13 protein-coding genes are annotated in these 13,230 nt (G+C 64.7%); 5 read left to right on the top strand and 8 right to left on the bottom strand.

The window, feature by feature from the left end; genetic code table 11:
• Nucleotides 1-51: 51 nt before the first annotated feature.
• Entirely contained in the window at nt 52-1,842 is a 1,791-nt protein-coding gene (gene argS, locus ABIB90_RS08830) for an arginine--tRNA ligase (RefSeq protein ID WP_354200657.1), read from the bottom strand.
• A gap of 9 nt (nt 1,843-1,851) precedes the next feature.
• Nucleotides 1,852-3,048: a deoxyguanosinetriphosphate triphosphohydrolase gene (locus ABIB90_RS08825; RefSeq protein ID WP_246649028.1), complete on the bottom strand. Its 1,197-nt coding sequence runs from the start codon at nt 3,046-3,048 to the stop codon at nt 1,852-1,854.
• 146 nt (nt 3,049-3,194) lie between these two features.
• Here ABIB90_RS08825 and erpA point away from each other — a divergent pair, with 146 nt between their 5' ends.
• Complete coding sequence (erpA, locus tag ABIB90_RS08820) at nt 3,195-3,524, top strand: iron-sulfur cluster insertion protein ErpA (RefSeq protein WP_007610737.1); 330 nt, start codon at nt 3,195-3,197, stop codon at nt 3,522-3,524.
• A gap of 6 nt (nt 3,525-3,530) precedes the next feature.
• Here erpA and ABIB90_RS08815 read toward each other — a convergent pair whose 3' ends face one another.
• Complete coding sequence (locus ABIB90_RS08815) at nt 3,531-5,861, bottom strand: hybrid sensor histidine kinase/response regulator (protein WP_354160949.1); 2,331 nt, start codon at nt 5,859-5,861, stop codon at nt 3,531-3,533.
• Between the two features lie 134 nt (nt 5,862-5,995).
• Here ABIB90_RS08815 and xth point away from each other — a divergent pair, with 134 nt between their 5' ends.
• Nucleotides 5,996-6,793, top strand: coding sequence for an exodeoxyribonuclease III (gene xth / locus ABIB90_RS08810; protein WP_007590647.1), 798 nt, complete (start codon nt 5,996-5,998; stop codon nt 6,791-6,793).
• 15 nt (nt 6,794-6,808) lie between these two features.
• On the opposite strand, the gene ABIB90_RS08805 is transcribed toward xth, so the two are convergent.
• The 3 genes from ABIB90_RS08805 to ABIB90_RS08795 all read right to left on the bottom strand — a co-directional run bounded on the left by ABIB90_RS08805 (nt 6,809) and on the right by ABIB90_RS08795 (nt 11,049).
• A complete protein-coding gene (locus ABIB90_RS08805) occupies nt 6,809-7,630 on the bottom strand; it encodes a tetratricopeptide repeat protein (protein ID WP_007590646.1) in 822 nt (273 codons plus the stop codon).
• Nucleotides 7,617-9,341: a dihydroxy-acid dehydratase gene (ilvD, locus tag ABIB90_RS08800; RefSeq protein ID WP_354160951.1), complete on the bottom strand. Its 1,725-nt coding sequence runs from the start codon at nt 9,339-9,341 to the stop codon at nt 7,617-7,619. The genes ABIB90_RS08805 and ilvD overlap by 14 nt, the downstream gene beginning before the upstream one ends.
• A gap of 1,309 nt (nt 9,342-10,650) precedes the next feature.
• On the bottom strand, nt 10,651-11,049 hold the full coding sequence (locus ABIB90_RS08795) for a MerR family DNA-binding protein (protein WP_354170816.1): 399 nt from the start codon (nt 11,047-11,049) through the stop codon (nt 10,651-10,653).
• A gap of 84 nt (nt 11,050-11,133) precedes the next feature.
• Between ABIB90_RS08795 and ABIB90_RS08790 the strand changes: the two genes are divergently transcribed.
• Both ABIB90_RS08790 and ABIB90_RS08785 read left to right on the top strand, forming a co-directional pair.
• Nucleotides 11,134-11,586, top strand: coding sequence for a hypothetical protein (locus ABIB90_RS08790; protein WP_354170814.1), 453 nt, complete (start codon nt 11,134-11,136; stop codon nt 11,584-11,586).
• Nucleotides 11,586-11,801 carry a hypothetical protein gene (locus ABIB90_RS08785; protein ID WP_354170812.1) on the top strand — a complete coding sequence of 72 codons (216 nt, stop codon included), beginning with the start codon at nt 11,586-11,588 and terminating at the stop codon, nt 11,799-11,801. Before ABIB90_RS08790 ends, ABIB90_RS08785 begins: the two co-directional genes overlap by 1 nt.
• A 25-nt stretch (nt 11,802-11,826) precedes the next feature.
• On the opposite strand, the gene ABIB90_RS08780 is transcribed toward ABIB90_RS08785, so the two are convergent.
• Nucleotides 11,827-12,405: a hypothetical protein gene (locus tag ABIB90_RS08780; protein ID WP_354170810.1), complete on the bottom strand. Its 579-nt coding sequence runs from the start codon at nt 12,403-12,405 to the stop codon at nt 11,827-11,829.
• A gap of 168 nt (nt 12,406-12,573) precedes the next feature.
• Between ABIB90_RS08780 and ABIB90_RS08775 the strand changes: the two genes are divergently transcribed.
• Nucleotides 12,574-12,747, top strand: a complete 174-nt coding sequence (locus ABIB90_RS08775; protein WP_354200656.1) for a hypothetical protein — start codon at nt 12,574-12,576, stop codon at nt 12,745-12,747.
• 175 nt (nt 12,748-12,922) lie between these two features.
• Here ABIB90_RS08775 and ABIB90_RS08770 read toward each other — a convergent pair whose 3' ends face one another.
• On the bottom strand, nt 12,923-13,135 hold the full coding sequence (locus tag ABIB90_RS08770) for a hypothetical protein (protein WP_007590639.1): 213 nt from the start codon (nt 13,133-13,135) through the stop codon (nt 12,923-12,925).
• Nucleotides 13,136-13,230 lie beyond the last annotated feature (95 nt).

Below are 13,230 nucleotides of genomic sequence, written 5' to 3'. Positions count from 1 at the left end.
ATCCGGCTTCTGCCGGTTACCCCCGAAATCCCTTAAGTAGTTCGCCCCAAACTACCGCATCTCGTCCGGAGCATGGACGCCGAGGATGGCGAGGCCCGATGCCAGGACAGAGACGACGCCCTGGACCATGGCCAGCCGCGCCTTCGTTAGATCTGCATCATTATTGATAATGAAGCGTAAATAGGGCAAATCGCGACCCTTCGTCCAAAGTGCGTGAAATTCGCTCGCTAAGTCATAGAGATAGAAAGCAATTCGGTGCGGCTCGTGGGCGCTTGCCGCCGCTTCAAGCATGCGCGGAAAAATTGCGAGCCGCTTAAGAAGGTCGAGCTCAGCCGGGTCTGACAGCCGTTCCACCGCCGACTCACCGAGCCAGGCGATGCGCTTCTCGGTTTCCTCGTGGAGTTCCGGGAACACCTCGGCCCGGGCGTTGCGGAAGATCGAATGGCCGCGGGCGTGGCCGTACTGGACATAGAACACGGGGTTGTCGCGCGACTGTTCCATGACCTTGGCAAGGTCGAAGTCGAGCACCGCGTCGTTCTTGCGGTAGAGCATCATGAAGCGGACGGCGTCCTGGCCGACTTCATCTACCACCTCACGCAAGGTGACGAAGTCCCCGCTCCGCTTGGACATTTTCACCGGCTCGCCGTTGCGCAGCAACTTCACGAGCTGGACGATCTTGACGTCGAGCGCCCCCTTGCCGGAGGTCGTCGCCTTCACCGCCGCCTGCATGCGCTTGATGTAGCCACCATGGTCGGCGCCCCAGACGTCGATCATTTCCGCAAAACCACGGTCGAACTTGTTCTTATGGTAGGCGATATCGGCGGCGAAGTAGGTATAGGAATTGTCCGACTTGATCAGCGGGCGATCGACGTCGTCGCCATAAGCAGTCGCCTTGAACAGCAACTGCTCGCGATCTTCCCAATCCTCGGCCGGGGCCCCTTTTGGCGGCGGCAGACGGCCCTGGTAGACATCGCCCTTGGCCTTGAGGAAGTCGATGGTCTCGGCGACCTTGTTGTTGCCGGCGTCCTGCAGCGAGCGCTCCGAGAAGAACACGTCGTGGCGGATGTTGAGCGCGCCGAGATCTCCCTTGATCTCGTCCATCATCATCGCGATGGCCTTGGCGCGTACCGTCGGCAGCCACGCGCCCTCGCTCATGGCGAGGAGCTTGTCGCCGTGTTCGTTGGCCAGCGCCTGCCCGACCGGCTTCAGATAGTCGCCGGGATAAAGGCCTTCCGGAATCGCGCCGATGTCCTCGCCGAGCGCCTCGCGATACCTGAGGAACGCGGAACGTGCGAGCACGTCGACCTGCGCACCGGCGTCGTTGATGTAATATTCGCGCGTGACGTCACGGCCTGCGAACTCGAGCAGGCTCGCCAGCGCGTCGCCGAACACGGCGCCGCGGCAATGGCCGACATGCATCGGTCCGGTCGGGTTGGCCGAGACATATTCAACGTTGACCTTGGAGCCGCCGCGGACGCGGCCGTAATCGGCGCCCTCGCGCAGCACGGTCCGTAGCGCCTCCGCCCATGCGGCCGGCTTCAGCGTCAAATTGATGAAGCCGGGACCGGCGACGTCGACCTTGGCGATCAGCGCATCCGCGCGCAGCCGTTCGGCGATCTGCTCGGCGAGATCCGGTGGCTTTGCCTTTGCCTCTTTCGCAAGCACCATGGCCGCGTTGGTCGCCATGTCGCCATGGGAGGTATCGCGCGGCGGCTCGACCACCACGCGCGAGAAATCGATGCCCTCGGGCCAGTTGGCGTCCGCCGCAAGCGCGCGGCAGACCGCGTGCACGCGTGCGAGCACGTCGGCGAACAGGTGCAGTGCTGAGGATGTGTCGGGCATGGGCGCCGCCTAACGCAAATCCGGGGTCGAGTCAAAGAGCCGCTGGTGCTCGGTCAGGGCGAAACGGTCGGTCATTCCGGCAATGAAATTCCCGATCCGTCGAGCCCGGTCGCCCTCATTGTCCGCCTCCGCCCCGACCAGCCATTCCGGCGGCAGTTCGCCGGGCGATGTGAGGTATTTCGCGAACAGGTCGAACAGGATCTGTTCCGCCTCGCTCATCACCCGCATGACCCGCTTGTGGCGGTACATGTGCTGATAGAGAAAGCGCTTGATGGCGGCCTCCTCCTCGGCGACCGCGGCGGGGAACGCGATCAGTGCCCGGCTCTGCTGGCGCACGTCCTGGGCGGATTGCGGTTTCACGGCGGCAAGGTTTGTCTGCGCCTCGGCGAACACGGCACCGATCAGGTGCGAGATCAGCTCGCGCACCAGCTCGGCGCCGCGCCTGACGTCTTCGAGATCGGGGTAATGCGCAGACGTCTCGGCGATGATCTCCGCGGTCAGCGGCATGACCTTGAGGTCGTCGAGGTGAAACAGGCCGGCGCGCAGGCCGTCGTCGATATCGTGGGCATCATAGGCGATGTCGTCGGCGATCGCGGCGACCTGTGCCTCCAGCGAGGCGAAACTCCACAATTCGAGATCGTAGGTCTTGATGTAGTCGGCGATGCCGACAGGAATGCCGTGCTCGCGATAACGCCCGACCGGCGCACCGCTGCGATCGGTCAGCGGGCCATTGTGCTTGACGATGCCTTCCAGCGCTTCCCAGGTCAGGTTGAGCCCGTCGAATTCGGGGTAGCGGTGTTCCAGCGCCGCGACGACGCGGAGCGTCTGGGCGTTGTGGTCGAAGCCGCCGAAATCCGTCAGGCAGGCGTCCAGTGCCCGCTCGCCGGCGTGCCCGAACGGCGGATGGCCGAGGTCGTGGGCGAGCGCCAAGGTTTCCGTTAGGTCCTCGTCCAGCCCGAGCTGCCGCGCCAGCGCCCGGGCAATCTGCGCCACCTCCAGCGAATGGGTCAGCCGGGTCCGGTAATGGTCGCCCTCGTGGAACACGAACACCTGGGTCTTGTACTTCAGTCGGCGGAACGCGGTGGAATGGATCACCCGGTCGCAATCCCGCCGGAACGGGCTGCGGGTCCGGCTCGGCGGTTCCGCGACCAGCCGGCCGCGGCTGCGATCGGGATCGCAGGCATAGGGCGCGTGGGGGGCAGCCATTCCGACGGACACGGCGAATTTAGTCCCTATCCATTTGATTCTGCGTATGGTGGCACTTAACTATGCCGGACGCGGGATACCAACTGAATTGGGCAACCGACCTTCGGGCGACCTTGGTGTGACCGCGGGGCTATCGGAGACGAACGATGACGACTGACGTGACCATCAGTGACAAGGCCGCACGCCGGATTGGGGAGATCCTCAAGGGCGAAGGGTCTGGCGCGATGCTGCGGATCTCGGTCGAGGGCGGCGGCTGCTCCGGCTTCCAGTACAAGTTCGACATTGACCGTGCCCGCACCGACGACGATCTCGTGATCGAGCAGGACAATGCTGTGGTGCTGGTCGATTCCGCCTCGCAGCCGTTCCTGGCGGGCTCGCAGGTCGATTTCGTCGACGATCTGATCGGCGCCTCGTTCCGGGTCAACAATCCCAACGCCACGGCGTCCTGTGGCTGCGGGACCAGCTTCTCGATCTGACAGGCTTTAGGCGCCAGTCATCTGCCTTTCCTCGTCCGTCCACTCCACGTCGACAGACGTGAGCTCCGGCTGAAGTGGTGCGTCTTCCGCCATCACATGTCCATCGAGCGCACGCAGCAGCGCCGCCACCAGCGCAGGCTTGCGTAGCGGCTTGGCCAGGAAGTCCGACATCCCCGCCTCGCGGCAGATCTTGACGTCCTCGGGGAAGGCATTGGCGGTCAGCGCGATGATCGGTAGGGCCGCGAAGCGTCCGCCCTCGGCGCGGATCGCGCGGGTCGCGGCAAGCCCGTCCATCTCGGGCATGCGCACGTCCATCAGCACGATATCGTAATCGCCTTCGGACACGGCCGCGACGGCCTCGACACCGTCGGTCACGACGCGCAACTCGACGTCGAAGGCACCGAGCATCTTGCTCACGACCATGCGGTTGACGGCGTCGTCCTCGGCGACCAGCACCTTCAGCGGTCGGTCGAGGCCCGCGATGCGCGCCTTGAGATCGTCGGCTTCCTCGCGGCCAGCGTCGTGATCGGACGTTTGCACCTGACTCCACGGCAGTACCAGCGTGAAGCGGAAGGTCGAGCCTTCGCCGGGCGTCGAGGTGACGCCGATGGTGCCGCCCATCTGCTCGATGATGCGCCGGGAGATCGCTAGGCCCAGCCCGGTGCCGCCGAAGCGGCGGCTGATCGAGGCGTCGGCCTGGGCGAAGTCGGAGAAGAGCTGGCCGAGCTTCTCGGGGGCGATGCCGATACCGCTGTCGGTCACGCTCCATTCGACGGTGGCGAGCAGATCGCGGCGGGCCTGACAGATAGCTGCGATCGTGACTTCGCCTCCGTCAGTGAACTTCACCGCGTTGGATGCGAGATTGAGCAGGACCTGGCGGATACGCGCGACATCGCCGCGCAGCGTCGGCGGCAGGTTGGGATCGAGCTCGACCTTGACGGCGAGCCCCTTGCTCTTGGCGCTCGCGCGCACGATGGTCGCCACGGCTTCGACCATCGCCTGCGGCGCGAAGTCGATCACCTCGAACGCGAAGCGTCCGGCCTCGAGCTTGGACAGGTCCAGGATGTCGTTGAGGATGCGCTGGAGATTGTCGCCGGACTCGCGGATCGTGGTGACAGCCTCGCGCTGCTCCGGATCGAGTTTTGTCTCCAGCAGCACGCTGGCAAGCCCGAGCACGCCGTTCATCGGCGTGCGGATCTCGTGGCTCATCACCGCGAGGAAATCCGATTTGGCACGGCTCTCGGCCTCGGCCTTTTCGGCGCGCCAGCGCTCGGTCACGTCGCGGCCGAAGCCGCGATAGCCGAGGAATTGACCGTCGCGGTCGTAGGCCGGCTTCGCAGTGAGCGACCACAGCCGCGCCTCGCCGCCGGCGACGACCTTGAGGTTCATTTCGTGCAGCGGTTCGGCGTGCTCCATCAGGCCGACGACATTGTAGGCCGCGCTCTTGTCTTCGGGGCACAGCATGTCGAGCACGTCGGCGAAATGCGAGCCCTTCAGCAACGGCAGTGGCAGCTGTGCGACGGCGGCGAAGCGCTCGGGCACGTCGACCAGATGCCCTTCGGCGTCGGTCTGCCATAGCCAGTCGCTGGCGTTCTCCTGAAAATCCTTCAGCAATAGCGAAATGATCTCGGTCTGGCGCTCGAGCTCGAGCCGGGCCTTGAGATTGCCGAGGAACAGATTGCCTTGCGAGACGATGTTGCGCGCCATGAAGAACGCGAACAGCAGCAGAAACACCGCGGTCAGGAGGTAAGGCCCGGTGCCGCACAACAGCAACGCCGCGGCGCAGGCAATCGTCGTCGTCGCGAGATAGACAAGGCCCGCGCGCGGGAAGGTCGAGAGCATGAAGGCGCCGCCGGACATCGTGCCGACCATCAGGCAGGCCAGGACGAGCTGGCTGGTCGGCTCGATGCGGCTGAACAGCGCGATCGGCAGCGTGCCCCAGATTGCGGCGAGGAAAAACGCCTGCCGCAACATCTGCCGCGCGGCGCGGGGCGAGGCTTCCTGCGGCGGGCTCCGGTGGGAGCGCCGCCACGCGCGCACCGCGAGCGAGGCGGCGGTCGCGAGGGTCATGCCCCAGATCGCGAGAAAGTCGTTCCAGCCACGGCCCCAGAACAGGACCAGCACGACTGCGACGTTGAGCATGGTGACGGCCATCGTCACCGGGATCAGGCGTATCACCGCGTCGATCTGCTTGGCGCGGATGCGGCTCAGCTCGCGCTCGCTGAGACCGGCGGTCAGGCCGTCCTCGATCTCGTAGCCGCCGAGCCAGTACAGGAACGCGCCGATCAACCCGTCGCGGGGCTCGGTTCGCTTCATGGATTTGTCCGGCCGTCCCATTCGAAAAACCTTTTCACGATCAATGACCCAGGCCCGACTTAAGCCGGGTTAATTTTGTGGGAGATTTCGCAGCGTCCTTGACGGGCGCGTTTGCATTTTGTTCTAACCATGGCCCCTGCCCGGAGCCCGTCGAAATGCCCATCAGAATAGCCACCTGGAACGTGAACTCGGTCCGGCAGCGGATCGACCTGTTGCTGACCTGGCTGAAGGAGTGCCAGCCGGACATCGTCTGCCTCCAGGAGATCAAATGCGTCGACGAGGCCTTCCCGCGGCTGGAGATCGAGGCGCTCGGCTACAACGTGGTCACCCATGGGCAGAAGACGTTCAACGGTGTCGCCCTGCTCTCGAAGCTCCGGTTCGACGAGACCAAGTCGGGGCTGGCCGGCGACGACGAGGATGCGCATGCCCGCTTCCTCGAAGGCGTGGTGACGCTCAAGAGCGGCGTGCTGCGCATCGCCTGCCTCTATCTGCCCAACGGCAATCCGGTCGGCACCGAGAAATATCCCTACAAGCTCAAATGGATGTCGCGGCTTCTTGAGTATTCGAAGGAGCGCCTCAAGACCGAGGAGCCGCTGATCCTCGCAGGCGACTTCAACGTCATCCCGCATGCCCGCGACGTCCATAATCCCGCCGCCTGGACCGAGGACGCCCTGTTCAAGGCCGAGACGCGGGAGAGTTTTCAGTCCCTGCTCGGCCTCGGCCTGACCGATGCGCTTCGGGCCGTCACCGACGAGCCCGGGCTCTACACGTTCTGGGACTACCAGGCCGGCGCTTGGCAGAAGAACCACGGCCTGCGGATCGACCATCTGCTGCTGTCGCCACAGGCCAGCGACCGGCTCGGCAATGTCGGCATCGACAGTTATGTGCGCAGCTGGGAGAAGCCGTCGGACCATGTGCCGGTGTGGGCGGATCTCGACCTCGAGGCGGCGTGAGGCCGCCTCAACCCATCACTCCCGGCGACCCTGGACCCATTGCTCCAGCATCTGCAGGCACATGGCGCGATCGTCGTCGGAGGCCTTTGCGAAGGCGCGGTTGTAGTTTTCCTTGATCCAGGTCTCGTCGCTACCTGCGCTGTCGCGCGCCAGCGTCAGCCACATCAGGCCGCGCGCGGCCTGCCGCGGCAGGCGGTCGCCGTTGAACAGCATCTGACCGAGCAGCGCCTGGGCCTCGTGCTGGCCCTTCTGCGCGGCGAGCCCAAGCCAGCGCGCGCCGTAGCGGAAATCCTCGCGCGAAGCGTCTGGTGTCTTCAGGTACAGGCGGGCGAGATCGTATTGCGCATCCGCGTTGCCGAAATAGGACGCGGCATAGGAGAACATCTCCCGCGCCCGCTCCTGGTCCGGCTTGACCTTCGAATTCGGGATGCCGCTGAGATAATAGCGGCCGAGCGCCACAAAGGCGTTGGCGACGATCTGCGCCTGCGGCGCCGACGGGCTGTCCTCGGCGTGCGCGTTGGCGATCCGGGTGAAATACTCGAACGCACGAACATCGTCCTGGGCGACGCCGTCGCCATTGGCATACATGCGGCCGAGCTTCCACTGCGCGATGGGGTGGCCCCCTTCCGCGGCATATTGCAGGGCGCTGAGCGAGGTTTCCTGGGGCACGACTGGCGGTACATTGCGCACCTTGCCTGCTGCGCCCGGCAAGGTCGTGACCACCGGGATGGTCGCATCCTTCTGGCTGACGGGTGCGCCGTCAAAGGCGAGCGCCGGCGCGGCCAGCGCGGTAGCCCCCAACACAAACGCAACGATGGTACGCCTAGATGTCCGCATAGCACTGTTTCTCGTGCGCGCCGCCCGGATGGGTCACTGCCCCACCGACCGCTGGTCCAACCTGCTGAGCATATTTCCAGAGCGCGCCCGTCGTGTGGTTAGTCGCGCGAGCGGTCCATTTGGTCTTGCGCTGGGCAAGCTCCTGGTCGCTCAATTTTACGTTAAGGGTACCGGCGACCGCGTCGATCTCGATGATATCGCCGTCCTCGAGCAGCCCGATGGGGCCGCCGATGGCGGCTTCCGGCCCGACATGGCCGATGCAGAAGCCGCGGGTGGCGCCCGAGAAGCGGCCGTCGGTGATGAGCGCGATCTTGCCGCCCATGCCCTGGCCGGTCAGCGCCGCGGTGGTCTGGAGCATTTCCCGCATGCCGGGACCGCCCTTGGGCCCCTCGTAGCGGATCACGATGACTTCGCCTTCGCGGTAGGTGCGCTGCTGGACGGCCTCGAAAGCATCCTCCTCACGGTCGAAGCACCTGGCCGGACCGGTGAACCTGAGGTTGGACATTCCCGCGACTTTCACGATCGCACCTTCTGGCGCCAGATTGCCCTTCAGACCGACCACACCGCCGGTGACGGTGATGGGTTTGTCTGCCGGGTGCACCACGTCCTGGTGCGGATTCCACTTCACGCTTTTGAGGTTTTCGGCGATCGTTCGACCGGTGACGGTCATGCAGTCACCGTGGAGAAATCCGTTGTCGAGCAGCGTCTTCATCAGAAGCGGTATGCCACCTACTTCAAACATGTCTTTGGCGACATAACGGCCGCCCGGCTTCAAATCCGCGACGTACGGTGTCTTTTTGAAGATTTCGGCGACGTCGAACAGGTCGAACTTGATGCCGCACTCGTGCGCGATTGCTGGCAGGTGCAGTGCAGCATTGGTCGAGCCGCCCGACGCGGCGACCACGGCGGCGGCATTCTCCAGCGCCTTGCGAGTGACGATGTCGCGTGGCCGGATGTTTTGGGCGATCAGCTCCATGACCTGCTCGCCCGCGGTCATGCAGAAGGCGTCGCGAATTTCATAGGGGGCCGGAGCACCGGCCGAGTACGGCAGCGCCAGCCCGATCGCCTCGGAGACGGTCGCCATCGTGTTGGCGGTGAACTGCGCGCCGCAGGCACCCGCCGAGGGGCACGCCACGCGCTCGATCTCGTCGAGGTCCTCGTCGGACATTGCGCCGACCGAGTGCTTGCCGACGGCTTCGAACATGTCTTGCACGGTGACCTGCTGGCCCCGGAAATTGCCGGGCAGGATCGAGCCGCCATAGATGAAGATCGAGGGCACGTTGAGGCGGACCATCGCCATCATCATGCCCGGCAGCGACTTGTCGCAGCCGGCCAGGCCAACGAGGGCGTCATAGGCGTGACCGCGGATCGTCAGCTCGACGGAATCGGCGATGCATTCGCGCGACGGCAGCGAGGAGCGCATGCCGTCATGGCCCATGGCGATGCCGTCGGTCACGGTGATGGTGCAGAATTCGCGCGGCGTGCCTCCGGCGGATGCGACGCCCTTCTTCACCGCCTGCGCCTGGCGCATCAGGGAGATGTTGCAGGGCGCGGCCTCGTTCCAACACGAGGCGACGCCGACGAAGGGCTGGTGGATCTGGTCGGTGGTCAGACCCATGGCGTAGAGGTAGGACCGATGGGGCGCGCGCGCAGGGCCTTCCGTCACGTGACGGCTCGGCAGCCTCTGCTTGATGTTGCTCTTCGCGTCCATCGCAAACCAGTTTCCCCGGCGAACCCTTTCAGACCCGAAAAATCAGTGCCAAGATTTGAATCGACCTTTTGAATCGACCTTGGGGATTTCCGTCGCCTTCCAGGACCACCGCTGCCGCTAAAACATTCGAGTGATTTTATTCATGTTCGGGTGTGGCCAAAAAGCGGCGTTGATGGGAACGGACAGAGATGATGGTTAAATCCGTGACGGGTGTTGCGCGGACGGCACAATCGTGGCCTGGAGGACACGATTTAGCTTACTGCGATACCCCCGGCGGGAGGACAATCCACAACTTCAGGCCAGTCGATGCCCGCACCGCAACTCAGGCGCGACGACGAGGCGCAGCCAAGGTGAGTCGGCGCCTTCATCATCCCCCGCGCGTGCCCCTACGCGCTGCAAAGGCCTCTGCGCTGCGCATCGGAGACTCAAGGGTTGAGTGTGGCGCACACTCTCTCAAAGCGTCATTGCGAGCGAAGCGAAGCAATCCAGAATCCCTCCGCGGCGGCAGACTGGATTGCTTCGCTGCGCTCGCAATGACGGAGCGAGGGGCGGCATCGCCTTCCTCCAGTGCAGACTCAGCTTGAAGACACACCATCGCATCCTCGCGGCGCAATTCGCCCGAGCTTTGCTTTGTCGCTTCACCCTCTTGTCCAAGAGGGCGCAGGGAAGGCCGGGTGCTGACCTCGCACCCGCGGTCCGCTGCGCGAAAAGCACACGCAGGAAAACCGCACAGCAGCATACAGGTGTAGCCAATCACTCGGCCTTCCCTGCGCGATGGTTGGACGGCTTATGCCGTGCTCTCCCGGGAGCCGAACTTTCCTTCTGGCCTCCCTCGCCTCGCGAATTGGATGATGCTGTCTGCCCGGTTGGGCTCGCACACACCTCCGCGACAGCTTGACCGTAGCAACGACGGCCAGGACCACACGGTTTTGCCGTACGCGCATTCGCCATTTCGCCGCAGGGTTCGACGGCCTCGTGCACGTAGCCATCGAAATACCGACGAGACGAACTTCACAGCGCCGCTCGTCCGCACGTGGCCACGGGCTCACAGGGACTACCCGCACTGCCCGCACCTCTCATGCCGACGCTGCCGCGTCCACCGCAAGCCCGGCTCGCAATCAAGACGACAACGAGATCGCCCCTCAAGGATGAGCCGGGATGACCGACACATACGCCGTTTCCGAATTTCGGTAAAGTGGAATATTTTAGACACACCGTCTTGACACGAGCATGTCAAGAAATGGTCGGGTGTTTTGCCCGACGGGTCACGGCGACTGCATCGTGAAAGTCAGATCAAGGCGACCCGGGATCACGCGGCCCCGCATCCGGGCTGCAGGATCACGCAATCCGGCGCGGCGCTGCCGCAGCACGTCGTCTCGCAACCGCTGACCAGCGCGGCCACGGTCGCTTCCAGTGCCCGCAGCTCCGCAATTTTCTTCCTGATCGATCCGAGATGCTTCTCCGCAAATGTCTTCGTATCGCTACAGGGCAAGCGCCGCTGAACCGATGCGAGGATGTCGCGCGTCTCGTCGATGGAGAAGTCCAGTTCGCGGCAGTGCCGGATGAGACTGAGTGCCTTGAAAGCCTCTCCGCCGTAGACGCGCTGGCCGCCCTGGCGCGCTGACGGCGTCAGAAGACCGATGCTCTCGCAATAGCGGATGGTGGGAACCGAAACGCCGGCCGCCTTGGCGAGGACGCCAATTCTCATGGAGCTCTCACTTTTCGCTTGAACCTCAAGTGGCTTGAGGGCGTAGCGATCCGGTCCGTGGCGCACAAGTATGAGGAGAATCACATGAGCGTTATAGGACCGTCCTGCAACCTTCCGTCCGAGACGTCGCCAGGATGCGGCTGCGCGGCCAAGATCGAACCAGGGACCGAACCAGGAGGCGGCAAGGCCGCCGGCACGGCGGTCGCGGCCGCGGTTGTCGCTGTAGCCTGCACGGCGTGCTGTGTGCTTCCCTTTACCCTGCCCGCTGTCGTGCTCGCCAGTGCAGGCAGCCTGATCGCCGTGTTCGACCATGCGCACGGGCTGATGACGATACTGTCCATCGCCGTCGTGATCTGCGCCTGGGGCTGGATCGTCTGGCGATCGCGGACGCGCGGCTTGAAAATCCGATCGTCCGTGCTGGCTGCAATGTGCGCCGCGACCGTTCTGACCGCGACGGCCGCGCTGTGGCCAGTGATGGGGCCCGCTGTCTTCCAGGCCCTCGGTGTCGCCAAGAAGCCGAAGCCTCCGGCCGGCTGATGGACGCAATCACGATCTTCGGACTGCTGTCGGTCAGTGCGATGCTGTTGTTCTACGCGCTCGAGCCGCGCGGACCGCATTTTGTGCTGGCCTTCGCGGCAGCCTGCGCGCTCAGCGCGGTCTATGGCTTTTTCCAGGGGACCTGGCCGTTTGGGTTTGTCGAGACGGTCTGGACAGCGGTCGCCTTACGGCGCTGGGTCCGGTCATCGCCATGACCGGACCTTAAAGCCTTGGAGGCGCCTACGCGTTCCGCGTCGCACGGCCGAACGGATCGACCAGGCGGACGATCTCACAGGCGGCAACGAGGCCGGCGAGCCAGACGGCGCTGGTCAGCCCGATGCGCGCAACGATGGCGGCGGTGAAGGCGCCCTCGCCGCCGAGGACCGGCGTCGCGGCAAGCAGCGCGAACTCGTAGACCGCGTAGGCGGCAGCGAACGCAATCGCCAGCATCAGCGGCGTGCGGCCTCGTGGCAGCCTACGGAGGACCGTCGATGCGGCTGCGGTCGATAGCAGCGCAGCCGCGCCGATGACGAAGCCCCAGGCGATGGTGCTGGTGTCGATCGGATAGTGCAGCACGCCGAAACCGATGGTCTGGTTGACCAGCCAGGCGCCGGTGACGACGAGCAGCGCCGGACGCAGCGGCAGCATCGCGGCGGCGACAACCGCGAAAGCGGCAAATGGCGTGGCGCAGGCGAATGCAAAGCTTGCCAGCGCGCATGACACCGTCAGCAGCGCGAAGCCGAACAGCGGCGCAAGCCGCGGCGCAACCGGGTACAGACGGAAACGGTCGCCGTGAGAGGGCAGGATCTGACGGGGCATGGATGAACTCCTGCCGGCGATCCTAGCACATTGCATTGGTTGGATCGCCTCCCGCGACAGTTCCAACTGCCCCATCGGAGGTCGTGAGAGATGGTAACGCGCCCTCTTGTCCTAGAACGGGCCGGCTACGCTCGCCCTCTTGCGCGCTGGGCTTGAGCCCAGGCCGCGGTGACGTCGCGCGGCGGGACGTCGACGCGCCGGATCGGCGTCAACTCGCCGGAGGCGGAGATGATCGCGGTCTCCTCGTGGCGGCAACGCGGGCACACGAAGCGGACCTCGTTCGGCGAAGCCGACAAGCTCGAACGTTTTACATTGGCGGCCATCGGCCAGGCTGCGCAGTGAGAGCATGACACCAGGAACCGACCGGGATCGAGCATACCCATTCCAAAGGACTCCGCGTCCTGCCATCCCTTCAATGATTAATCCATGTGAATCGTTCCGGTGCCGAGACACCGCCAAGGACACCGTCAAGGAACCGTCAAGACACCGTCGGCCCCGAACCAGGAGGCGGAGCGGCTCAATGGGCGCCCTTGAGCGTGCACGACGTGGTGCAGGTGACCGTGTTGCCGTGGTCGCACGCCTTGCAGGCGGCAACGCATTGGGTCATGTCGCGGGGATTGAAGGAGCTGTAGTTCCGCATCGCGCAGACTGGGGTCGAGCCGGTGATGTCCTGCTCCTGGTTGCAGGCTGCCGTCATGAGTCCAAACATGATGACCGCGAGGAGGCGCATGGGATCGCCCTGTGAGGCACGACAAAACAATCTCGCGAGGCGCGCTGCACCGCAGCGAGCCTCGGCATTTCCACAGCGGAAATCGCCGCAGGCGT

It is taken from the genome of Bradyrhizobium sp. JR4.1, assembly GCF_040548605.1.
In the GTDB taxonomy this organism is placed as follows: Bacteria; Pseudomonadota; Alphaproteobacteria; order Rhizobiales; family Xanthobacteraceae; genus Bradyrhizobium; species Bradyrhizobium canariense.
The sequence above is the reverse complement of the archived record's forward strand: the minus strand, read 5'-3'. Positions and strand labels throughout refer to the sequence as shown.